Genomic DNA, 23,567 nt, shown 5'->3' with positions numbered 1-23,567 from the left:
TGCTGTCCCACTTGCGCACCGGCGCACCGAAGCCGGAACCCGTACTCGTGAACGTCCACAACGCCGCACGGTTCGCACCGTCACTCTGCTGACCGTTGTCGTACAGCACACCCACGTCGGAGCGGCCGTCACCATTGAAGTCACCGGAGACCACCTGGGACCGGTTCCAGTCCCAACTGGGGCCGCCGTCGGCGACGTTGTCCCAGACCTTGACCGGCTTGCCGAGGCCGGAGCCGGTGCTCGTGAACGTCCACAACGTCGTGCGGTTGACGCCATCGCTCTGCCGGCCGTTGTCGTACAGCACGCCGACGTCGGAGCGGCCGTCACCGTCGAAGTCGCCGGGGACCACCTTGGACCGGCTCCAGTCCCAGCTGAGGGTCCCGGTGCTGTCCCACTTGCGCACCGGGGCACCGAAGCCGGAGCCCGTACTCGTGAACGTCCACAACGCCGTACGGTTCGCACCGTCACTCTGCTGACCGTTGTCGTACAGCACACCGACATCGCTGCGGCCGTCGCCGTCGAAGTCGGAGACGGGGGTCCGCACGGCGTGGGCGGTGATCCAGTCGCGCACGTCGTCGACCCGGGCACCGATCGCGTTGCTGGAGGTTCCCTCCGGGCTGTCGACGCCGAAGCAGCCCACCTGGTTAGAACGGCTGCTGACGGCGACGAGCTCCGGCCGGCCGTCGACGGTACGGACGACGGGGCCGCCGGCGTCGCCCTGGCAGACCGCGGCGCCCTCGCTCCCGCTCATGACGAGGTCGCCGCCGTCGACGGAGGCGACGGAGAAGGTTCCGGTGTGCGCGACGAGAGGCGCCCACTCCTGGGCTGTACGGCCGTGACCGGCCACGGTGAGGTCCTGGCCGACGGCGGGTGCGGCGCCGGCGACACCGACCGGTGTCACACCCGTCACGGGCTGCGCGAGACGGGCCAGTACGAGATCGCGGTCGCCGTGCGGAACGAGTTCCACCACGTCCCGGGTCTGTCCGCCGCCCACGGTCGCGACGGTCTTCAGACGGGGCGGTCCGGCCGGGACCGAGAGGCTCGCGGCCGGATCGTCGGCGAAGCAGCTGGCGGCCGTGAGCATCCACTCGGGGGAGATCAGTGAGCCCGAGCAGCCTCGCTGGTAGTCACCCACCAGCAGCCGGGCGGTGAAGCCGTAGCCGGCTCCCTCCGCGGGTGCGCCGACCACCGCGGGGGCCGGGGCGGCGGCCAGGAGGAGCAGCGGTGCCGCACCGAGCAGCGCCGCGGTCCCGACCGCGGCGGCGCGCAGGGCGCCGCCGCGTCTTGGACGATTCGGAAGTGAGGCGATCTTGCCAGGTGACTTCATCGCAGTCGCAGTCCTAGGGATCGGTCCGGCCGTCATGACTCGTGGCTGCGGCCCGCCGACCGCACTGCGATGGTCGAAGGACCGCACCCTGGTCATCCAAGACCGCGCCTGGTGATCTCGCCACAGGCCCAAACAGCGCAAACTGACTGTACGTCACACATCTCCCGTGACGTACGTCACCTCACCTCACCGAGGACGGCGGGACCCTACTTGACCGTCAGCGGCAGCAGCTTCTTGCCGGTCGGGCCGATCTGGATCTCCGTGTCCATCGCGGGGCACACCCCGCAGTCGAAGCACGGGGTCCAGCGGCAGTCCTCGACCTCGGTCTCGTCGAGGGCGTCCTGCCAGTCCTCCCACAGCCAGTCCTTGTCGAGGCCCGAGTCGAGGTGGTCCCAGGGCAGGACCTCCTCGTAGGAGCGCTCGCGGGTGGTGTACCAGTCGACGTCCACGCCGAAGGGCTCCAGGGCCTTGTCGGCGCACGCCATCCAGCGGTCGTAGGAGAAGTGCTCGCGCCAGCCGTCGAAGCGGCCGCCGTCGTCGTAGACGGCACGGATGATCGCGCCGGTGCGCCGGTCGCCGCGGGACAGCAGGCCCTCGACGATGCCGGGCTTGCCGTCGTGGTAGCGGAAGCCGATGGAGCGGCCGTACTTCTTGTCCCCGCGGATCTTGTCGCGCAGCTTGGCCAGGCGCTCGTCCGTCTCCTCGGCCGACAGCTGCGGCGCCCACTGGAAGGGGGTGTGAGGCTTGGGGACGAAGCCGCCGATCGAGACCGTGCAGCGGATGTCGTTGGAGCCGGAGACCTCGCGGCCCTTGGCGATCACGCGGGTGGCCATGTCGGCGATCTGCAGGACGTCGTCGTCGGTCTCGGTCGGCAGGCCGCACATGAAGTACAGCTTCACCTGACGCCAGCCGTTGCCGTAGGCCGTGGCGACGGTGCGGATCAGGTCCTCCTCCGAGACCATCTTGTTGATGACCTTGCGCATGCGCTCGGAGCCGCCCTCGGGGGCGAAGGTCAGGCCGGAGCGGCGGCCGTTCCTCGTCAGTTCGTTGGCCAGGTCGACGTTGAAGGCGTCCACCCGGGTCGACGGGAGGGACAGGCCGATCTTGTCCTCCTCGTACCGGTCCGCGAGGCCCTTGGCGACGTCGCCGATCTCCGAGTGGTCCGCGGAGGACAGCGACAGCAGGCCGACCTCCTCGAAGCCGGTCGCCTTCAGGCCCTTCTCGACCATCTCGCCGATGCCCGTGATGGAGCGCTCGCGCACCGGGCGGGTGATCATACCGGCCTGGCAGAAGCGGCAGCCTCGGGTGCAGCCGCGGAAGATCTCCACGGACATGCGCTCGTGGACGGTCTCGGCGAGCGGGACGAGGGGCTGCTTGGGGTAGGGCCACTCGTCGAGGTCCATCACCGTGTGCTTGGAGACGCGCCACGGCACGCCCGAGCGGTTCGGTACGACGCGGGCGATACGGCCGTCGGGGAGGTACTCGACGTCGTAGAAGCCGGGGACGTACACCCCGCCGGTCTTGGCCAGGCGCAGCAGGAGTTCCTCGCGGCCGCCGGGGCGGCCCTCGGCCTTCCAGGCGCGGACGATCGCGGTGATCTCCAGGACGGCCTGTTCGCCGTCGCCGATCACGGCGCAGTCGATGAAGTCGGCGATCGGCTCGGGGTTGAACGCGGCGTGTCCGCCGGCCAGCACGACCGGGTCGTCGATGCCGCGGTCCTTGGCCTCCAGCGGGATGCCGGCCAGGTCGAGGGCGGCGAGCATGTTCGTGTAGCCGAGCTCGGTGGAGAACGAGAGGCCGAACACGTCGAAGGCCTTGATCGGGCGGTGGCTGTCGACGGTGAACTGCGGGACGCCGTGCTCCCGCATCAGCGCCTCCAGGTCCGGCCACACGCTGTAGGTGCGCTCGGCGAGGACGCCCTGCTGCTCGTTCAGTACCTCGTAGAGGATCATGACGCCCTGGTTGGGCAGGCCGACCTCGTACGCGTCGGGGTACATCAGGGCCCAGCGGACGTCGCAGCTGTCCCAGGGCTTGACCGTGGAGTTCAGCTCTCCGCCGACGTACTGGATCGGTTTCTGCACGTGCGGGAGCAGAGCTTCGAGCTGCGGAAACACAGACGACACAGACTCGGCGGCTTCGGCAGGCATCTCACGGAACCTTCGTGTGCTGGCAGGGGTGACCATTCAGCGTAACCCGGCCGGCCAGGTCCCCCGAACGCTCAGAGGGACGCCTTGGCCCGGATCTTCCTCCAGCGTCCGGCCAGCCGCTCCTCCGCGGCCGTCGCCCGCTGCTCCTCCCTGCCGTACAGCAGCCCGTACGGGAACGTGTCCTCCCCGGCCGCGTGGGCCACGGCGGACAGCTCGGGCAGGGCGCGGCGGGCCATGACGCTGTCCTGGTGGTCGCCGAGCAGCCGGGTGAGCGACTTCATGGACTTGGTCACGGAGCGGGCGGGCCCGCCGAGCGCCGGGGCTGCGGCCTCGGCCGCGTACCGGGCGCGCTTGGCCTTCTTGCGGGCCTCGTGCAGGGCCACGTCGCGTTCCGGGCCGGGCGGCAGTTCCAGGGCGCCGGTGACGCGGCGGGACACCTTCGCCACGTCCTTGCGCACGGCCCCGGCGAGCACCTTGCGTGGTTTCCGGGCGGCGTCCGGGCGCAGCGGCGGTGCGGCGAGGAGGGCGTCGATCGCGTCGAGCAGCGCGAGGTGGCGGGCGGAGTCCAGGACGGCGACGAGCCGGCCGTGGTCCCGGTGGTGCCGGGCGTCGGCCCAGGCGGCGAGCCGCCGGTGCGCCGGGCCGGTGGGGACGGTGTCCGGCAGTCCGTTGAGGGCGCCGGTCAGCCGTTCGGCCAGGACCTCCTGGTCGCGTTCGGCGCCCAGCCGGCCGGCCAGCCACTTGAGCTCTGCCGCGATGGGGTCGGTGACGGCGCGGTCCAGGACGTCGGGGAAGCTGCGGAAGGTGCCGCGCATCCGGCGGGTGGCCACGCGCATCCGGTGGACCGAGTCGGCGACGTCCCGGCGGACGGCGGGGTCGTGGGCGACGATCGCGTCGCGCTGGGCGCGCAGGTAGGCGAGGACGTGGTCGCCGGCGGTCGCGGGCTCGGCGCGCCCCGCGGACCGGGGGCGGGCACCGCCGGTCGCCTCCAGGGCCCTGGCGAGCTTCGACGGTGACGCCGAGCGCCGGGCGCCCGCCGTGTGCAGCCGTTCCTCGACCCGGTCCAGGAGCGCGGGGTCGCCGTCCTCGGCCAGTTCCACCTCGATCTCGGTCCAGTGGGCGGTCGCACCCGTCCGGCCGAGCCGCTCGGCGGTCACGGTGTCGGTACTGGCCTCGGCCAGCACCTCGCCGCCCGCACCGATCAGACGCCGTGCGTGCCGGGTGGAGCGCAGCCGGACGACGGGCAGCAGGGCGCTGTCGCGCACGCGCGAGCGGACCAGTGCGGCGAGGGCCTCGGGGACGTCGTCGCCGAGGGGCGCCTGGATCTCGTCGCGGACACCGGGGGCGACGGGCAGTTTGAGATGCCAGCCTGCGTCGTCGCCGCCGGTGCGACGGCGCAGGGTGATGCCGTCGGCGGCGAGGCGTTCGTCGGCGGTGTCGTAGTAGGTGGCGTCGAGGTGGGTGACGCCCGCGTCGACCACTTCGGTGACGCCTGGGACGTCGGTGAGGCCGGGAAGGCCGTCGTGGTCCGCCTCGTACTTCCGCTCGATCTCCCGCCGCGTCTTCGTCATGCAAGGACACCTTGCCGCCACCGCCGGGCCGGAAACGACGCGTCCCGGCCCGGCCCCGGGAGGGCTACGCCGACATGGGCCGTTGCACGGTGATCGACTGCAGGAGCCCGACCGCTATCCACACGGCGAACATCGAGGAGCCGCCGTACGAGACGAAGGGCAGGGGCAGGCCGGTGACCGGCATGATGCCCAGGGTCATGCCGATGTTCTCGAAGGCCTGGAAGGCGAACCAGGCGACGATGCCGGCGGCGACGACCGTGCCGTACAGGTCGGTCGTGTCCCGGGCGATCCGGCAGGCGCGCCAGAGCACCACGCCGAGCAGGAGGACGATGAGGCCCGCGCCGAGGAAGCCCAGCTCCTCGCCGGCGACGGTGAAGACGAAGTCGGTCTGCTGTTCCGGCACGAAGCGGCCCGTGGTCTGCGAGCCGTGGAAGAGGCCGGAGCCGGTGAGGCCGCCCGAGCCGATGGCGATGCGCGCCTGGTTGGTGTTGTAGCCGACGCCGGCGGGGTCGAGCTCGGGGTTGGCGAAGGCCGCGAACCGGGCGATCTGGTAGTCGTCCAGGACGCCCAGCTGCCACACGGCGAGCGCGCCGAGCGTGCCGGTGCCGAGCAGTCCGAAGACCCACCGGTTGGAGGCGCCGGAGGCGAGCAGGACGCCCAGCACGATGATGACCATGACCATGACCGACCCGAGGTCGGGCATGAGCATCACGATCAGCATCGGCACGGTGGCCAGGCCGAGGGCCTGGAGGACGGTCCGGTGGTCGGGGTAGGGCCGGTCGCCCGCGTCCACCCGTGCGGCCAGCAGCATCGCCATGCCCAGGATGATCGTGATCTTCACGAACTCGGAGGGCTGGAGGGAGAAGCCGCCGGGGAGCTTGATCCAGGAGTGGGCGCCGTTGATGGTCGAGCCGAGCGGCGTGAGCACCAGCAGGATCAGGAAGACGGAGGCGCCGTACAGGACCGGCACGGCCGTGCGCAGGGCACGGTGGCCGAGCCAGACCGTGGCGACCATCAGGGCGAGCCCGATGCCGGTGTTCAGCAGGTGCCGGGTCAGGAAGAAGTACTGGTCGCCCTGGTTGAGCTCGGTGCGGTTGCGGGTGGCCGAGTAGACGAGCAGGGAGCCGAGCAGGGACAGCGCGAGGCCCGCCAGCAGTATCGGCCAGTCGAGCCGCCGGGCGAGGGAGTCACGGGCGAACAGGCGGGTCCAGCCGGCCCGCTCGGGTCCGTATCCGGAGACCTGGAAGCTGTTGGCTCCGGTCATGCGCGCGTCCTCCGCTTCCGCCTGCGGGTCTGCCGGTTCCCGGTGTCGGGCGGGTTCACTGTCGCCTGCTGGTTCTGGTCCTGCTGTCCGGCGGGGGCGTCGCCGCCCTCCTCCGTGGCCTTCTCGGTGGGCTGGAGGTCCTTCACCGGGTCCTTGGAGACCTTCGGGGAGGTGATGGTGCCGTCCGCCTTGATCTTCGGCAGGCTCTTGGCCGGCTGGGGCAGCAGCGCCTTCCTCGTGTCGATCTTGCCGTCGTCCGAGACGCCGTACAGGGCGTCGTAGATGTTGCGGACGGCGGGTCCCGAGGCGCCGGAGCCGGTGCCGCCCTGGGAGATCGTCATGACGATCGAGTAGTCCTTGGTGTACGTGGCGAACCACGAGGTGGTCTGCTTGCCGTAGACCTCGGCGGTACCCGTCTTGGCGTGCATGGGGATCTCGTCCTGCGGCCAGCCGCCGAACCGCCACGCGGCGGTACCGCGGGTGGCGACGCCGGCGAGGGCGTCGTCCATCTTGGCCAGCGTGGTCTTGCTTATCGGCAGCTTGCCGTGCGCCTCGGGCTTGATCTCGTCGATCCGCTTGCCGTCGGGGCTGACGACCGCCTTGCCGATGGTCGGGTCGTACAGCGTGCCGCCGTTGGAGATGGCCGCGTAGATGGTGGCCATCTGGATGGGGGTGACGAGGGTGTCGCCCTGCCCGATGGAGTAGTTGATGGAGTCACCGGCGCGCATCTTGTTGCCCTCGAGGCAGTTCTCGTACGAGATCCGCTCGACGTAGGAGCCGTCCTTCTTCCCCGTCTTGCACCAGGCGTCCTTGTTCGCCTTCCAGTAGTCCTGCTTCCACTGGCGGTCGGGGACGCGGCCGGTGACCTCGTTCGGCAGGTCGATGCCGGTCTCCTTGCCGAGGCCGAACTGGTGGGCCGCCTTGTAGAAGTAGTCGTTGGGCTTCTTCGGGTTCATCCCGCCGTCCTTCTTCCACTGCTCGTGCGCGAGCCGGTAGTAGACGGTGTCGCAGGAGAGCTCGAGGGCGCGGCCGATGCTGATCGAGCCGTTGTCGGCCGATTCGAAGTTCTTGAAGACCTGTCCCCCGACGGAGTAGGAACTGGAGCAGGCGTAGCTGCCGTCGAAGTCGTAGCCGGCCTCCACCGCGGCGGCCGAGGAGACCACCTTGAAGATCGAGCCGGGGGCGGCCTGCCCCTGGATGGCCCGGTTCAGCAGCGGGTAGTTGGAGTCCTTGCCGGTGAGCTTCTTGTAGTCCTTTGCGGAGATGCCGCCGACCCAGGCGTTCGGGTCGTACGTCGGGTTGGAGGCCATGGCGACGACGCGGCCGGTCTTGGCCTCCATCACCACGACGGCGCCGGCGTCGGCCTCGTAGGTGCGGCCGGTGTTGCGGTCCATCTCCTTGCGGGCGGTCTTCATGGCCTCGTTCAGCTCGTACTCGGCCACGCGCTGGACGCGGGAGTCGATGCTGGTGACGAGGTTGGAGCCGGGCACGCCCGGGTCGGACTCGGCCTCGCCGATGACCCGGCCGAGGTTGTCGACCTCGTAACGGGTGACGCCGGCCTTGCCGCGCAGCGCCTTGTCGTACTGGCGCTCCAGTCCGGAGCGGCCGACCTGGTCCGAGCGCAGGAAGGGCGAGTCGGTGTCCTGGGCCTTCTGGATCTCCTCGTCGGTGACCGGGGAGAGGTATCCGAGGACCTGGGCGGTGTTGGACTTGCCGGGGGCCGCGTAGCGGCGGACGGCCATGGGTTCGGCGGTGATGCCGGGGAAGTCCTCGGCGCGCTCGCGGATCTGCAGGGCCTGCTTGGGGGTGGCCTCGTCGGTGACGGGGATCGGCTGGTAGGGCGAGCCGTTCCAGCAGGGCTGCGGCGTCTTGGCGTCGCACAGCCGGACCTTGTCCATGACCTCCTGGGGCTGCATGCCCAGGACGGCGGCGAGCTTGGTGAGGACGGCCTTGCCGTCGTCCTTCATCTTCAGCAGCTCGGTGCGGGAGGCGGAGACGACGAGCCGGGTCTCGTTGTCGGCGAGGGCCACGCCGCGCGCGTCCAGGATCGAGCCGCGGGTGGCGGGCTGGACGACCTGCTGGACGTGGTTGCCGGAGGCTTCCTTGGCGTACTCGTCGCCCTGGCGGATCTGGAGGTACCAGAGCCGGCCGCCGAGCGTGCCGAGGAGGGAGAGGACCAGGATCTGGATGACGACGAGACGGGTCTGAACGCGTGTGTTCCGGCCGGTCTCCGGAATGTTGGTCACTGCGTCCCCCTCGCGAAGTGCGTGCTGTCCGTGGTGTGCTGCCGCGTCGTCACAGCCGCTTGACCCCCTTGATGCGCCCGGCCCGGGCCCCCCGGGCCCGCGCCGCCTTCACCCGCAGTCCGCCGCGCTGCTGCCCGATGCGCAGTCCGGTGCCCGAGGAGAGCCAGCCGGAGGAGATGTCGGTGGTCTGGGCGGTGGAGCCGGCCTCGGCCAGCGGGTCGTTCTCGGCGCGGCGGGCGAGCGCCATGATGCCGGGCACCACGAAGGGCGCGAGCAGCAGGTCGTACAGCGCGGCCGTGAACAGCAGGCCGGGCAGGCCCACGTGGCGGGCGGCGGTGTCGCCGACGAGGGCGCCGACGCCGGCGTAGAGCAGGGTGGTGCCGACCGCGGCGGCGACGACCACGACCATCGGGCCGGTGGCCGACCGGAGCCGGCCGTTGTCCGGCTTGGCGAGCCCGGCGAGGTAGCCGATGACGCAGAGCACCAGGGCGTAGCGGCCGGCGGCGTGGTCGGCGGGCGGGGCGAGGTCGGCGAGGAGTCCGGCGCCGAAGCCGACGAGGGCGCCGCCGACGTGGCCGTAGACCAGGGCGAGGCCGAGGACGGTGAGCAGCACGAGGTCGGGGACGGCGCCGGGCAGGTGGAGGCGAGCGAGGACGCAGACCTGGATCACCAGGGCGACGACGACCAGGGAGACGGACAGCAGGATCCGGTTGACGCGCATGGGACGAAAGCTCCTACTGCTCGGTCTGTTCGGACTGCTCGGACTGCGCCTGGCCGTCGGGCGCCTCCGCGGACGGGGTCACGGTCACCGTCACGGTGGGCGTGGGTTTCGGCTGGGGCTTGGCCGGGAGCACCGTGTCGCGCGGGTCCTTCGCCGGGGCCTGGACGACGACGCCGACGATGTCGAGCTTGCTGAAGGAGGCGAACGGCGTGACGTAGAGGGTGCGGGTCAGGTCGCCGCCGGAGGGGTCGACGCGGCTGACGGTACCGACCGGGACACCGGGCACGAAGGGCTTGTCGGCCTGGGAGCCGAAGGTGACGAGACGGTCGCCCTTCTTCACGTCGGCCTTGCCGTTGAGGAGCTCGACGCGCAGCGGGCGGTCGCCCTGCCCGGAGGCGAAGCCGAGTTCGTCACCGGCCTCCATGCGGGTGCCGACGGTGAAGTCGGGGTCGTTGGCGAGCAGCACGGTGGCCGTGTCGGGGCCGACGGTGGTGACGCGCCCGACCAGGCCGTCGCTGTTGAGGACGGTCATGTCCCGTTCGATGCCGTCGTTGGCGCCGGCGTCGATCGTGATGGTCCAGGAGAAGCCCTGGGCCGCTCCTATGGCGATGACCTGGGCGCCCTTGATGCCGTACTGGCCGGCGCCGGCCAGGCCGAGCATCTTGTCGAGCTGCTTGAGGCGGCTGCGGCCGCGTTCGTCGCTGCCGAGCTTCGCCTTGAGGGCCGCGTTCTGCGTCTCCAGTTCGGCGAGCCGGTCGTGCCGGTCGCCCGAGTCGCGGATCGCGGAGACCGCGTTGCCGACCGGGTCGACCGCGGACGACACCCCGTTCTCGATCGGACCGAAGACGGTGGCCGCGGCCTGCCGGGCGCCGTCGACCGGTGAGTCCTCCCCACCGCGGATGTCCACCGTGATCAGCGCGAACGCGACGGCGATCAGCAGCACCAGGAGCAGCCGGCTCTCTTTCGTGTCCCTCACGTGCGGCGGCCGTGCCTTCCTCGTCGGAATTCGGGAATTACGTTGCGGTGTTCAGGAATTCAGGGGATTCAAGGCGGACGCCCGTCTCGTCCGGTCCGGGCACTGTGGGCGTCTCATGTCTCTTTGTCTTACGTCTCTATATCAACGATCCGCCGCACGAGAGGAGATCGTCTCGTACGGCGGAACCGAAGTGTCACGTCATCTGCGGGGCTGAGCGTCCAGCACCTGCTGGAGCGCCTCGAACTCCTCGACGCACTTTCCGGAGCCGAGCGCCACGCTGTCCAGCGGGTCCTCCGCGATGTGGATCGGCATGCCGGTCTCCCGGCGCAGCCGCTCGTCGAGACCGCGCAGCAGCGCGCCGCCGCCGGTCAGCACGATGCCCCGGTCCATGATGTCGCCGGAGAGCTCCGGCGGACACTTGTCGAGGGTCGTCTTGACGGCGTCGACGATCGCGTTGACGGGCTCCTCGATCGCCTTGCGTACTTCGGCGGCCGAGATGACGACGGTCTTGGGCAGTCCGGACACGAGGTCCCGGCCGCGGATTTCGGTGTGCTCGTCGGAGTCGAGGTCGTACGCCGATCCGATCGTGATCTTGATCTGCTCGGCCGTGCGCTCACCCAGCAGAAGGCTGTACTCCTTCTTCACGTGCTGGATGATCGCGTTGTCCAGCTCGTCACCCGCGACGCGGATGGACTGGGCGGTGACGATGCCGCCGAGCGAGATGACCGCGACCTCCGTGGTGCCGCCGCCGATGTCGACCACCATGTTGCCCGTGGCCTCGTGGACCGGCAGGCCGGAGCCGATGGCCGCGGCCATGGGCTCCTCGATGATGTGCACCTGACGGGCGCCGGCCTGGGACGACGCCTCGATGACGGCGCGGCGCTCGACGCCGGTGATGCCCGAGGGCACACAGACGACGACCCGCGGACGAGCCAGATAACGCCGCTTGTGGATCTTCAGGATGAAGTAGCGGAGCATCCGCTCGGTGATCTCGAAGTCGGCGATCACGCCGTCCTTCAGCGGACGCACGGCAACGATGTTGCCGGGCGTGCGCCCGATCATCTTCTTCGCTTCGGCGCCGACCGCGAGGATGCCACCGGTGTTGGTGTTGATCGCGACGACGGACGGCTCGTTGAGTACGATCCCGCGACCCCTGACGTACACCAGCGTGTTGGCGGTCCCGAGGTCGACAGCCATGTCACGGCCGATGAACGACATTGAGTTCCCCATCAGGATTCGACTGGCCTTCCCGGGAGCTTTTGAGGGCTTTTCAGGTCGGCGAGGTGGGTGCAGTGACGCGTGGAGGCTTCCATCGTAGACGCGCTTTCGCGAACACTGCGCGAGGGTCTTCGCCATTGTCAGCAGATGGCGCATCGCCTCGCTTGTGGAGACGGGCCAACGGTGGGATCCGTTCCCCCGAACAGGCGCGCATATGCCACAGGGCGGTCGCTTCTACGCGACCGCCCCGGTCGGCCCGCGACCATTCGGCTGACGAACTGTCAGAAAAAAGGCTGTCCGGCGTGTCCCGGAGAGGGCTCAGACCCGGCCCGGGAAGAAGATCTTCAGCTCGCGCTCGGCCGACTCCTCGGAGTCGGAGGCGTGGATCAGGTTCTCCCGGACGATGACACCGAAGTCCCCGCGGATGGAGCCGGGGGCCGCGGCGATCGGGTCGGTCGGGCCGGCCAGGGCGCGCACGCCCTCGATGACCCGCTCGCCCTCGACGACCAGGGCCACGACCGGGCCGGACGACATGAACGCGACCAGCGGCTCGTAGAAGGGCTTGCCCTTGTGCTCGCCGTAGTGCTGCTCCAGCGTCTCGGTGTCCAGCGTGCGCAGCTCCAGCGCGGTGATCTGCCAGCCGGCCTTGCGCTCGATACGGCTGATGATCTCGCCGGTCAGGCCACGACGGACGGCGTCGGGCTTGAGGAGGACGAGGGTGCGCTGGGTCACGAGGGCTCCTTGGAAGGTACGAGTGTGCGGTTGTGCCAGGTGATGACTGAGGTTACCGGGCGTGTCGCGGCGGCCGTCACGCAGCGTCAGGAGCGGAGGCCTCGGCCTGGGCCGCGAACCTCGCCTTCGCCTCGTCGATCTTCCGCCCGTAGTGCACCGACGCCCACCACAGGGCCGCGAAGACCGCGCCCATGAAGAACATCGTCGGCACGACGAAGCCGGAGGCGATCAGGGCGATCTGCAGGGCCCAGCCGAAGGCGACACCGCCCGGCCGGGTCACCAGGCCGCACAGCACCACGCACAGGAACATCGCGACACCGCTGACCGTCCACACGGTGCCCATGGACAGGTCGGGGTCCTTCATGGCGACCAGTCCGGCGAAGCCGATCAGGAAGAACTCGCCGATCAGGGTCGAAGCACAGAGCGTACGCACGGTTTCTCAGCCCTTCCCCAGCAGCAGCCGGGCCTCGCCGACGGTGATGACGGAACCGGTGACGAGCACGCCCCCGCCCGCGAACTCGCCCTCCTCCTCGGCCAGCGTGATCGCGGCCTCCAGGGCGTCCGGCAGCCGCGGCTCGACCTGGACGCGGTCCTCGCCGAACACCTCGACGGCGATCGCGGCCAGCTCGTCGGCGTCCATCGCGCGGTGGCTGGAGTTCTGGGTGACGACGACCTCGGCGAAGACCGGCTCGAACGCCTCCAGCAGCCCGCGCACGTTCTTGTCGCCGCTGGCGCCGACCACGCCGATGAGCCGGCTGAACTGGAACGCCTCCCCCACCGCCTCGGCGGTGACCCGGGCGCCCGCCGGGTTGTGCGCGGCGTCCAGCACCACGGTGGGCGAGCGCCGCACGACCTCCATGCGGCCCGGTGAGGCGACGGCGGCGAAGGCCTTGCGCACGGTGTCGATGTCCAGCGGCTCGGGACGCTGCGCGCCGACGCCGAAGAACGCCTCGACGGCGGCCAGCGCCACCGCCGCGTTGTGCGCCTGGTGGGCGCCGTGCAGCGGCAGGTAGACCTCGGTGTACTCACCGCCCAGCCCGCGCAGGGTCACCATCTGCCCGCCGACGGCGACCTGCCGGGCCACGACTCCGAACTCCAGCCCCTCGCGGGCCACCGTGGCGTTCACGTCCACGGCCTTCTTCAACAACACCTGCGCCGCGTCCACCGGCTGCTGGGCCAGGATCACGGTGGCGTCCTGCTTGACGATGCCGGCCTTCTCGGTCGCGATCTCCCCGGGCGTCTCACCGAGCCGGTCGGTGTGGTCCAGGTCGATGGGGGTGACCACGGCGACGTCCCCGTCGATGACGTTGGTGGCGTCCCAGGAGCCGCCCATCCCGACCTCGACGACGGCCACGTCGACGGGCGCGTCGGCGAAGGCGGCGTACGCCATGCCGGTCAGCACCTCGAAGAAGGACAGCCGGTACTCCTGCTGCGCGTCGACCATCTCGACGTACGGCTTGATGTCCTCGTACGTCTCGATGAACCGCTCGGCGGAGATCGGCGCCCCGTCCAGGCTGATCCGCTCGGTGATCGACTGCACGTGCGGCGAGGTGTACCGCCCGGTGCGCAGCTCGAAGGCGCCGAGCAGGGCCTCGATCATGCGGGCGGTGGAGGTCTTGCCGTTGGTCCCGGTGATGTGGATGGACGGGTACGAGCGCTGCGGCTCCCCCAGGACGTCCATCAGCGCGGCGATCCGGGCGACAGACGGCTCCAGCTTGGTCTCCCCCCAGCGCGTGGCGAGCTCCGTCTCCACCCCGCGCAGGGCCTTGTCCACCTCGGGATCCTCGGGCCGCCCGGGGATGTCGGCCTGCGGGGGGCCGCCCTGGGTGCGCAGGGTGCGGCTGCCGGCCTCGATGACGGCGAGATCGGGGTCGCGGGTCGTCTCCGCGTCGATGATCTCGTCGAAGGAGTCAGCGGGGTCGGGCTGGTCGTTCTCGCCGGGGATGTCGCTCACGGGCACCAGTCTACGGAGGGTCGCCGACGGTGTGGCCGCGGAGTGGGGTGGCGGGGGTTCCGTGGCTCGTGCGGAGGGTCACCGACGGAGGGGGTGGCTGAGGTTCCGTGGCTCGTGCAGGTGGTTCGTGGCTGGTCGCGCAGTTCCCCGCGCCCCTGGGGCGTGCAGTCCCCCGGCGTCCGCAGCCAGGCCCGCAGCTGCGGGCAGTCGTGCCGCTGGGGCGGCACGGGTGGGCGCAGCGGCACCCGGCAGCGCCGGGCCACGCGACCCACCCGCCGGGGCGCCCATGGAGGGGGTGGCTCGGGTCTCGCGGGCGACTGCGGCGCCGTCGTGGCCGGTCGCGCAGTTCCCCGCGCCCCTGAGGGACGTGAAGGCTCCCGACGCCTGTAACGGCACCGGGAGCCTTCGTTGACGTAACACCGGCTACGCCTGCGGCAGCTTCTCCAGCTGGGCCTGGATGCGGGCGATGTCCTCGTCCGCCTTGGCGAGGCGCCCGCGGATCTTGTCCACGACGTGATCCGGCGCCTTCGCGAGGAACGCCTCGTTGCCGAGCTTGCCGTTGGCCTGCGCCTTCTCCTTCTCCGCGGCGGCGAGATCCTTGGCCAGCCGCTTGCGCTCGGCGGCGAAGTCGATCACACCGGAGAGGTCGAGGGCGACCTCCGCCCCCGCCACCGGCAGCGTCGCCGTCGCCGTGAAGGACTCTCCCTCCGGCTGGAGCCGCAGCAGCTGCCGGATGGCCGCCTCGTGCGGCGCGAGCGCCGTACCGTCGACCGTCAGCCGGGCCGGAACCCGCTGTCCCGGCTGCAGCCCCTGGTCGGCCCGGAAGCGCCGCACCTCGGTGATGACGGACTGGACCGTCCCGATCTCCCGCTCCGCGTCCGCGTCCCGGAAACCGCTGTCGGCCGGCCACTCGGCGACGACGACCGACTCGCCGCCCGTGAGCGTGGTCCACAGCGTCTCGGTGACGAAGGGCACGACCGGGTGCAGCAGCCTCAGCGTGACGTCCAGGACCTCGCCGAGGACCCGCTTGGAGACCTCGGCGGCCTCACCGCCCGCCTGGAAGGTGGTCTTGGACAGCTCGACGTACCAGTCGAAGACCTCGTCCCACGCGAAGTGGAACAGCGCGTCCGACAGCTTCGCGAACTGGAAGTCGTCGTAGTACGCGTCCACCTCGGCGACGACCGAGTTCAGCCGCGACAGGATCCACCGGTCGGTGGCCGACATCGCCGACGCATCCGGCAGCGGGCCGTCCACCGTCGCGCCGTTCATCAGCGCGAAGCGCGTCGCGTTCCAGATCTTGTTGGCGAAGTTCCGCGAGCCCTGGACCCAGTCCTCGCCGATCGGGACGTCCACGCCCGGGTTGGCGCCGCGCGCCAGGGTGAAGCGCAGGGCGTCGGAGCCGTACTTGTCCATCCAGTCCAGCGGGTTGACCGCGTTGCCGAAGGACTTCGACATCTTCTTGCCGAACTGGTCGCGGACCATGCCGTGCAGGGCGATGGTGTGGAACGGCGGGGTGCCGTCCATCGCGTAGAGGCCGAACATCATCATCCGGGCGACCCAGAAGAAGAGGATGTCGTAGCCGGTGACCAGGACCGAGTTCGGGTAGAACTTCGCGAGCGACTCGGTCTGTTCGGGCCAGCCCAGCGTGGAGAAGGGCCACAGGCCGGAGGAGAACCAGGTGTCGAGGACGTCGGTGTCCTGGTGCCATCCCTCGCCGGTCGGCGCCTCGTCGTCCGGTCCGACGCAGACGACCTCGCCGTTCGGCCCGTACCAGACGGGGATGCGGTGGCCCCACCACAACTGCCGCGAGATGCACCAGTCGTGGAGGTTGTCGACCCAGTCGAAGTACCGCTTCTCCATCTCCTGCGGATGGATCTTGACCCGGCCGTCGCGGACGGCGTCACCGGCCGCCTTGGCGAGCGGGCCGACCTTGACCCACCACTGCATGGACAGGCGCGGCTCGATGGTGGTCTTGCAGCGCGAGCAGTGGCCGACGCTGTGGACGTAGGGCCGCTTCTCGGCGACGATCCGGCCCTCGGCGCGCAGCGCGGCGACGATGGCGGAGCGGGCCTCGAGCCGGTCCAGGCCCTGGAAGGGGCCGTGCGCGGTGATGACGGCGTGCTCGTCCATCACGGTGAGGGACGGCAGGTCGTGCCGCTGGCCGATCTCGAAGTCGTTCGGGTCGTGGGCCGGCGTCACCTTGACGGCGCCCGTGCCGAACTCGGGGTCGACGTGCTCGTCCGCGACGACCGGGATGGAACGGTCGGTCAGCGGCAGCTTGATGAGCTTGCCGACGAGGTGCTTGTAGCGCTCGTCCTCGGGGTGGACGGCGACGGCGGTGTCGCCGAGCATCGTCTCGGCACGGGTGGTGGCGACGACGATGGTGTCGTCCCCGTCCCCGTACTTCATGGAGACGAGCTCGCCGTCGTCGTCCTGGTACTCGACCTCGATGTCGGAGATCGCGGTCAGGCAGCGCGGGCACCAGTTGATGATGCGCTCGGCGCGGTAGATCAGCTCGTCGTCGTAGAGCCGCTTGAAGATGGTCTGGACGGCCTGGGAGAGGCCCTCGTCCATGGTGAAGCGCTCACGCGACCAGGCGACGCCGTCGCCGAGGCGGCGCATCTGGCCGGAGATCTGCCCGCCGGACTCGCCCTTCCACTTCCAGACCCGCTCGACGAAGGCCTCCCGGCCCAGGTCGTGGCGGGACTTGCCCTCCTTGGCGAGTTCCCGCTCGACGACGTTCTGCGTGGCGATGCCGGCGTGGTCCATGCCGGGCTGCCACAGCGTCTCGAACCCCTGCATGCGCTTGCGGCGCGTCAGGGCGTCGATGAGCGTGTGCTCGAAGGCGTGCCCGAGGTGCAGGCTGCCCGTGACGTTCGGCGGCGGGATGACGACGGTGAACGGCGGCTTGTCGCTCTTGGCGTCCGCCTCGAAGTAGCCCCGCTCTACCCAGCGCTCGTACAGCGGCCCCTCTACGTCGGCCGGCGCGTAGGTCGTCGGCAGTTCGGTGTCGGGCGCTGGTGGCTGCTGCTGAGCGTTCTCGGTCACGCGCTCAGTTTAAGGGCGTCACGACCGTGTCCCGAAACGCATTCCTTTGTAACGGTGCCGCCCCCCGGTGACCTGCGCACGCCAGGTCTGCGTCAGGATGTCAGCACCACGTAAGCATCTGGAGGGGAACCCAGCAATGAGTCACAACCAGCCGGGCCCGTACGGCGGGCAGCCTCAGCAGCCCGGGCCGTACGGCCAGCCGGGACCGTACGGCCAGCAGCAGCCGCAGGCCCCTCAGCCCGGCTACGGCTACCCCCAGCAGACGCCCCCCGCCCAGCCGGGTTACGGCTACCCGCAGCAGGCACCTGCCCCGCAGCAGGGCTACGGCTACCCGCAGCAGCCCGGGCAGGGCGGCGTCCCGCCGCAGGCCCCCTACGGCCAGCAGCCCTACGGCATGCCCCAGCCCCCGGCGCCGGCCGGCGGCAAGAAGAAGACGGGCCTGATCATCGGCGCGGTCGCGGTCGTGGCGGCGATCGGCGTGGGCGCGTACTTCGTGATCGGCGGAGGCGGCGGCTCAGGCGCCGGCGACATCGCCGACGACGGCCCCCACAAGCTGACGACTCCCGCCACGGTGCTCGGTGAGTACAAGAAGGGCGAGAGCGACAGCAACACCATGGACGAGAGCGACATGAAGGACGCCGCTCAGTGGGGGGTGAAGGACCCCAAGGACGTCAGCGCCTCGTACGAAGCGGGCAACGAGGACAACCCGCTGGCCGCGAAGATGCTCTCCTTCGGCGGCGTCTACGGCACCATCGACGACCCGGAGAAGACGGTCGACGCGATGTTCGCCCACATGAAGAAGGAGAGCCAGTCGGGCGGCGAGGACGAGGACGTCAGCCTGGTCGGCGACCCGAAGGAGTACAAGCCCTCCTCCCTCGAAGGCGCTGTCATCAAGTGCCAGGAGGCCAAGGTCGACAACTCCGACGGCGGTGCGAACGAGCCGAAGTCGATGACCATGACGTACTGCATCTGGGGTGACCACAGCACCCTGGGCTTCGTCATGCCGATGAACCTGCTGGACATCGCGGGCGGCAAGAAGGCCGACCCCGCCGAGGCGGCCGAGATCACCGCCAAGCTCCGCAAGGAGGTCCGCGTCAAGGCCTGACGCCGGAGCGCAGGACGAACGCCGAAGGGGCCCGGTCGACGACCGGGCCCCTTCCGTATGCGTACGGCGACGGCTACGCCGTCTTCTGTTCGCCCGGGCCGCGGCCCCGCGAATCGCGGGGGATCAGCGTCGGGTTGACGTTGGAGAGGACCACGTCGGCCGTGATGACGACGCGGGCGACGTCCTTGCGGGACGGGACCTCGTACATGACGCCCTGGAGGACTTCCTCCATGATGGCGCGCAGGCCGCGGGCGCCGGTCTGGCGGAGGATGGCCTGGTCGGCGATGGCCTCGAGGGCCTCGCGCTCGAAGTCCAGCTCCACGCCATCGAGTTCGAACAGGCGCTGGTACTGCTTCACCAGCGCGTTGCGCGGCTCGACCAGGATCTGCAGCAGGGCCTCGCGGTCGAGGTTGTGGACCGAGGTGATGACGGGGAGACGGCCGATGAACTCGGGGATCATCCCGAACTTCACCAGGTCCTCCGGCATGACCTGCTCGAACTGGTCCTTGGACTCGATCTCCCGCTTGGAGCGGATCGTCGCGCCGAAGCCGATGCCCTTGGCGCCGGCCCTGCCCTCGATGATCTTCTCCAGGCCCGCGAAGGCACCGCCCACGATGAACAGCACGTTCGTCGTGTCGATCTGGATGAACTCCTGGTGCGGGTGCTTGCGTCCGCCCTGCGGCGGCACCGAGGCCGTGGTGCCCTCGAGGATCTTGAGCAGGGCCTGCTGGACGCCCTCGCCGCTCACGTCGCGCGTGATCGACGGGTTTTCACTCTTCCGCGCGACCTTGTCGATCTCGTCGATGTAGATGATCCCGGTCTCGGCCTTCTTGACGTCGTAGTCGGCGGCCTGGATCAGCTTCAGCAGGATGTTCTCGACGTCCTCGCCGACGTACCCCGCCTCGGTGAGCGCCGTGGCGTCGGCGATCGCGAACGGGACGTTCAGCATGCGGGCGAGGGTCTGGGCCAGCAGGGTCTTGCCGGAGCCCGTGGGGCCCAGCAGCAGGATGTTGGACTTCGCCAGCTCGATGGCGTCCTCGCGGCCCTGGGCGCCGCCGTTCTCGCCGGCCTGGACGCGCTTGTAGTGGTTGTAGACCGCGACGGAGAGGGCCTTCTTGGCCGCCTCCTGGCCCACCACGTACCCCTCGAGGAACTCGTAGATCTCGCGGGGCTTGGGGAGCTCCTCCCAGCGCACCTCGCTGGTCTCGGCGAGCTCTTCCTCGATGATCTCGTTGCAGAGATCGATGCACTCGTCGCAGATGTAGACACCGGGCCCTGCGATGAGCTTCTTGACCTGCTTCTGGCTCTTCCCGCAGAACGAGCACTTGAGCAGATCGCCGCCGTCACCGATGCGTGCCACGGTGTGCTTCCCCTTCGCCTGGGAGACTCCCAGCCGTCGACGTGACGTCGACGGCCGGCTGACTCCTGGTGCTGCCTTATGTCCGACGGTACCTTGCCGGGCCCCCCGTCCGGGCCCCCCTTGGCACGGTTCGCTTTGACGTGAACCGCGCCAAACCGTGCCAAGGGGCGGCAGACGTTACAGCCTCCTGCCTAGCGCAGGGAGGAGTTGTCCATCTTCCGGGTGGTGATGATCTGGTCGATCAGGCCGTAGCTCAGCGCGTCCTCGGCCGTGAGGATCTTGTCGCGCTCGATGTCCTCGCGGATCTTCTCGACCGGCGTGGTGGAGTGCTTGGCCAGCATCTCCTCCAGCTGCGCGCGCATCCGCAGGATCTCGTTGGCGGCGATCTCCAGGTCGGAGACCTGACCGCGGCCCGTCTCGCTGTACGGCTGGTGGATCAGGACGCGGGCGTTCGGCAGCGCCATGCGCTTGCCCGGCGTACCGGCGGCCAGCAGGACGGCGGCGGCGGAGGCCGCCTGGCCCATGCAGACCGTCTGGATGTCCGGCTTCACGTACTGCATCGTGTCGTAGATCGCCGTGAGCGCCGTGAAGGAGCCGCCGGGGCTGTTGATGTAGACCGAGATGTCGCGGTCCGGGTCCATCGACTCCAGGCACAGCAGCTGCGCCATGACGTCGTTGGCGGAGGCGTCGTCGATCTGGACGCCGAGGAAGATCACGCGCTCCTCGAAGAGCTTCGCGTACGGGTCGTACTCGCGCACGCCCTGCGAGGTGCGCTCGACGAAGCGCGGGATGACGTAGCGGGACTCGGCGGACGGGCCGGTGTACTCGGCGCGCGTGCGGTCGTACAGGCCGCTGCCGGGGATGTCGTTCACAGTGTCTCCTGGAAAGAGGCTGAGGCGGTCGGCTCGGGGCGGTACGAGGCTCAGGCGCCCGTGCCGCCGCCGCCCGGCATGCCGGCGGCCGTCGCGATGACGTCGTCGATGAGGCCGTACTCCTTGGCCTCGAAGGCGTCGAACCAGCGGTCGCGGTCCGAGTCGCGGGTGATCTGCTCGACCGTCTGACCGGTGTGCTGGGACGTGAGCTCGGCCATGCGCTTCTTGGTGTGCAGCAGCCGCTCGGCGTGGATCTTGATGTCCGAGGCGGAGCCGGCCAGGCCGGCCGAGGGCTGGTGGATCAGGATCTCGGCGTTCGGCAGGGCGAAGCGCTTGCCGGGCGTGCCCGCGCTGAGCAGGAACTGTCCCATCGAGGCCGCGAGGCCCATCGCGATCGTCACCACGTCGTTCTTGATGTACTGCATGGTGTCGTAGATCGCCATGCCGGCCGTGATCGAACCGCCCGGGCTGTTGATGTAAAGGAAGATGTCCTTGTCCGGGTCGGAGGCAAGGAGCAGCAGCTGTGCGGTGATCTTGTTGGCAATGTCGTCGTCCACGGGCTGGCCGAGGAAGATGATCCGCTCGCCGAGCAGTCGGTTGTAGACCTGGTCGCCGAGGCCACCACCGATGGAGGGCTCGCCGGCGGCTGAGGGCATCAGATTCGTCACGTATCCACCTGCTCGTCTTACGACGGCGCCGGGCCGTCTCACGTTTCCCTGCGGGGCTGGAGCCGCTTTCGGGGACTCCCCTGCCCTCGTATTCATGGACCCTAACGCGGTGACCCTGCGGTGCCATCCCGGTTCTGCGGGTGTTCGCCGGGGGCGTAGCGGTACGCGGATGCGGGATCCCGCCGTCGGGGCGCGACCTCGTCGCCGGGTGCGGGTCCATTGTGGTTGCTCGCGCAGTTCCCCGCGCCCCTGGGTGGGCTGTCCGGCCGTATGACGAACGGGCCCCGGCGTCAGACGTCCGGGGCCCGTTTCACATCCGTCGGGGACGGCGCGAGGGATCAGCCCTCGGTCTTCTCTTCGGCCTTGTCGTCGGCCGACTCGGTGGGCTCGGCGGTGGCCTCGGCGGCCTCCGTCTCCTCCTCCTCGTCGTCCAGGTCGACGATCTCGCCGTTGGTGTCCTTGACCGTGGCCTTCTCGACCACGGCGGCCAGGGCCTTGCCGCGGGCGACCTCGCCGACGAGGAGCGGGACCTGGCCCTGCTCGACGACGGCCTGGGCGAACTGGTCGGGGGACATGCCGGAGGAGGCCGCACGCCGCATGAGGTGCTCGGTGAGCTCCTCCTGGCTGACGTTGAGCTTCTCCTGCTTGACCAGCTCGTCGAGGACGAACTGGGTCTTGATGCCCTTGACCGCGGCCTCGCGGGTCTCGGTGTCGAACTCCTCGGCGGTCTTGCCCTGGAGCTCCAGGTACTTGTCGAGGGTGAGGCCCATCTGGCCGAGCTGGTGGTGCTCGAGGTTGTGCTTACGGGTGTTGATCTCGTCCTCGAGGAGCTTCTCGGGGACCGGGACCTCGACCAGCTCGAGCAGCTTGTCCAGCACGCGCTCCTGGGCCTGGGTGGCCTGGTCGTACTGCTTCATGTTGGCCAGGCGCTTGCGGCTGTCGGCCTTGAGCTCGTCCAGCGTGTCGAACTCCGACGCGAGCTGCGCGAAGTCGTCGTTCAGCTCGGGCAGCTCCCGCTTGGCGACCTGGGTGACCTTGACGGTGACCTCGGCCTCCTTGCCGGCCGCCGAGCCGCCCTTGAGCTCGGAGGTGAAGGTGGCCTCGCCACCGGCCTCCAGGCCCTTCACGGCGTCGTCGATGCCGTCCAGCAGCTCGCCGGAGCCGATGGTGTAGGACACGCCGTCGGCGACGCCGTCCTCGAGGACCTCGCCGTCGACCTTGGCCTTCAGGTCGAGGGTGACCACGTCGCCGTCCTCGGCGGCGCGCTCCACCGGGGAGGTGGAGGCGAAGCGCTCGCGCAGCTGCTCGACCGACTTCTCGACGTCCTCGTCGCTGACCTCGACGGCGTCGACCTCGACCTCGATGCCGGAGTAGTCCGGGATCTCGACGGTCGGGCGGACGTCGACCTCGGCGGTGAAGTTCAGCGTCTCGCCGTCCTTCAGCTCCGTGATGTCGACCTCGGGCTGGCCGAGCGGGTTCAGCTCGGCCTCGTTGACCGCCTCGGTGTAGAACTTCGGAAGCGCGTCGTTGACCGCCTCCTCCAGGACCGCACCGCGGCCGAACCGCTGGTCGATGACCCGGGCCGGGATCTTGCCCTTGCGGAAGCCCTTCACCGTGACCTGCTGGTTGATCTTCTTGTACGCCGCGTCGAGGCTGTCCTTGAGCTCCTCGAAGGGCACCTCGACAGTGAGCCGAACCCGAGTCGGGTTCAGGGTCTCCACGGCGCTCTTCACGGTTCGGTCTCCTTGTGGCTGACTTCTTGGGTTCTGCCGGCGCGGAGGGCGTCCGGCGGATTTCGCCGCCCGGAGACTGCAGACTCTGAGACACACGGGCGTGCAGCTTGCATAGTAACGGCAGCGACTACACGGCCCAAAAGGCGATCACTCCTGATCGCCGCCGGTGATCCGCGGGTGGTCCGCCCACGGGCCGCCGATGATCTCGGCGACCGGCCGGTGGCTGGTCGGGGTGGCGGGATTTGAACCCACGGCCTTCCGCTCCCAAAGCGGACGCGCTACCAAGCTGCGCCACACCCCGTCTGGTGCGACACGTAGGGTACATGCCGCCGAGTGCCCGGGCCGCCGCCTTTTCCCGCGTGTGTTTCCCGCGTGCGTCCTCCCGCGGGAGCGCGGGCGCGGGGTGCGGAAGGGAAGGGGTGTGCGGCGAGGGGGCACGACCCGCTACGATGCCTGCAGTGCCGCGGTCGCCGACCTGCGGTGCGCAGCGTGCGGGCGTAGCTCAATGGTAGAGCCCCAGTCTTCCAAACTGGCTACGCGGGTTCGATTCCCGTCGCCCGCTCCAGACGACTCAGGGCCAGGTCAGAGGATCATTCCTCCGCCTGGCCCTGATCGCATTCCGGGG

At 69.9% G+C, this 23,567-nt stretch carries 17 protein-coding genes and 2 tRNA genes; 2 read left to right on the top strand and 17 right to left on the bottom strand.

The annotated features are described in order from the left end of the window. The 12 genes from IEZ05_RS36710 to IEZ05_RS35755 all read right to left on the bottom strand — a co-directional run. Positions 1-1,327 (bottom strand): trypsin-like serine protease (locus tag IEZ05_RS36710; protein ID WP_229870010.1); only part of this gene is annotated, 1,327 nt, incomplete at its 3' end. A 206-nt stretch (positions 1,328-1,533) separates the two neighbouring features. Beyond that, positions 1,534-3,474: a TIGR03960 family B12-binding radical SAM protein gene (locus IEZ05_RS35805; RefSeq protein ID WP_189234506.1), complete on the bottom strand. Its 1,941-nt coding sequence runs from the start codon at positions 3,472-3,474 to the stop codon at positions 1,534-1,536. A gap of 71 nt (positions 3,475-3,545) precedes the next feature. Then, entirely contained in the window at positions 3,546-5,045 is a 1,500-nt protein-coding gene (locus tag IEZ05_RS35800) for a CYTH and CHAD domain-containing protein (protein ID WP_189234505.1), read from the bottom strand. Between the two features lie 64 nt (positions 5,046-5,109). Continuing rightward, complete coding sequence (rodA, locus tag IEZ05_RS35795) at positions 5,110-6,309, bottom strand: rod shape-determining protein RodA (protein WP_189234504.1); 1,200 nt, start codon at positions 6,307-6,309, stop codon at positions 5,110-5,112. Then, positions 6,306-8,555 carry a penicillin-binding protein 2 gene (gene mrdA / locus IEZ05_RS35790; protein ID WP_189234503.1) on the bottom strand — a complete coding sequence of 750 codons (2,250 nt, stop codon included), beginning with the start codon at positions 8,553-8,555 and terminating at the stop codon, positions 6,306-6,308. The genes rodA and mrdA overlap by 4 nt, the downstream gene beginning before the upstream one ends. A gap of 49 nt (positions 8,556-8,604) precedes the next feature. After that, on the bottom strand, positions 8,605-9,276 hold the full coding sequence (gene mreD / locus IEZ05_RS35785) for a rod shape-determining protein MreD (protein ID WP_189234502.1): 672 nt from the start codon (positions 9,274-9,276) through the stop codon (positions 8,605-8,607). Positions 9,277-9,289: 13 nt separating this feature from the next. Then, positions 9,290-10,252 (bottom strand): rod shape-determining protein MreC, encoded by a 963-nt coding sequence (gene mreC, locus IEZ05_RS35780; RefSeq protein ID WP_189234501.1) that lies wholly within the window; start codon positions 10,250-10,252, stop codon positions 9,290-9,292. Between the two features lie 198 nt (positions 10,253-10,450). After that, positions 10,451-11,470, bottom strand: coding sequence for a rod shape-determining protein (locus IEZ05_RS35775; protein WP_030381728.1), 1,020 nt, complete (start codon positions 11,468-11,470; stop codon positions 10,451-10,453). Between the two features lie 318 nt (positions 11,471-11,788). Further along, positions 11,789-12,202: a nucleoside-diphosphate kinase gene (gene ndk, locus IEZ05_RS35770; RefSeq protein ID WP_189234500.1), complete on the bottom strand. Its 414-nt coding sequence runs from the start codon at positions 12,200-12,202 to the stop codon at positions 11,789-11,791. A 76-nt stretch (positions 12,203-12,278) separates the two neighbouring features. After that, positions 12,279-12,635, bottom strand: a complete 357-nt coding sequence (locus IEZ05_RS35765; protein ID WP_189234499.1) for a DUF4233 domain-containing protein — start codon at positions 12,633-12,635, stop codon at positions 12,279-12,281. A 6-nt stretch (positions 12,636-12,641) separates the two neighbouring features. Further along, positions 12,642-14,156, bottom strand: coding sequence for a bifunctional tetrahydrofolate synthase/dihydrofolate synthase (gene folC / locus IEZ05_RS35760; protein WP_189234498.1), 1,515 nt, complete (start codon positions 14,154-14,156; stop codon positions 12,642-12,644). Between the two features lie 423 nt (positions 14,157-14,579). Continuing rightward, positions 14,580-17,204, bottom strand: coding sequence for a valine--tRNA ligase (locus IEZ05_RS35755; protein ID WP_189234497.1), 2,625 nt, complete (start codon positions 17,202-17,204; stop codon positions 14,580-14,582). Between the two features lie 136 nt (positions 17,205-17,340). On the opposite strand from IEZ05_RS35755, the gene IEZ05_RS35750 reads away from it, so the two are divergent. Beyond that, positions 17,341-18,309, top strand: coding sequence for a hypothetical protein (locus IEZ05_RS35750; RefSeq protein ID WP_189234496.1), 969 nt, complete (start codon positions 17,341-17,343; stop codon positions 18,307-18,309). Between the two features lie 73 nt (positions 18,310-18,382). Here IEZ05_RS35750 and clpX read toward each other — a convergent pair whose 3' ends face one another. The 5 genes from clpX to IEZ05_RS35725 all read right to left on the bottom strand — a co-directional run bounded on the left by clpX (position 18,383) and on the right by IEZ05_RS35725 (position 23,243). Then, a complete protein-coding gene (gene clpX / locus IEZ05_RS35745; protein WP_189234495.1) occupies positions 18,383-19,669 on the bottom strand; it encodes an ATP-dependent Clp protease ATP-binding subunit ClpX in 1,287 nt (428 codons plus the stop codon). 191 nt (positions 19,670-19,860) lie between these two features. Beyond that, entirely contained in the window at positions 19,861-20,541 is a 681-nt protein-coding gene (locus IEZ05_RS35740) for an ATP-dependent Clp protease proteolytic subunit (RefSeq protein ID WP_308299267.1), read from the bottom strand. Positions 20,542-20,591: 50 nt separating this feature from the next. Further along, positions 20,592-21,197: an ATP-dependent Clp protease proteolytic subunit gene (locus IEZ05_RS35735; RefSeq protein WP_030399935.1), complete on the bottom strand. Its 606-nt coding sequence runs from the start codon at positions 21,195-21,197 to the stop codon at positions 20,592-20,594. A gap of 350 nt (positions 21,198-21,547) precedes the next feature. Next, positions 21,548-22,942, bottom strand: a complete 1,395-nt coding sequence (tig, locus tag IEZ05_RS35730; RefSeq protein WP_189234494.1) for a trigger factor — start codon at positions 22,940-22,942, stop codon at positions 21,548-21,550. Between the two features lie 224 nt (positions 22,943-23,166). Further along, positions 23,167-23,243 (bottom strand) — tRNA-Pro (locus tag IEZ05_RS35725). 190 nt (positions 23,244-23,433) lie between these two features. Here IEZ05_RS35725 and IEZ05_RS35720 point away from each other — a divergent pair. Beyond that, positions 23,434-23,507: transfer RNA gene (locus IEZ05_RS35720), tRNA-Gly, on the top strand. The last annotated feature ends 60 nt before the right edge of the window (positions 23,508-23,567 follow it).

Origin of the sequence: Streptomyces flaveolus (assembly GCF_014648815.1) — a bacterium.
In the GTDB taxonomy this organism is placed as follows: Bacteria; Actinomycetota; Actinomycetes; order Streptomycetales; family Streptomycetaceae; genus Streptomyces; species Streptomyces flaveolus.
The sequence above is the reverse complement of the archived record's forward strand: the minus strand, read 5'-3'. Positions and strand labels throughout refer to the sequence as shown.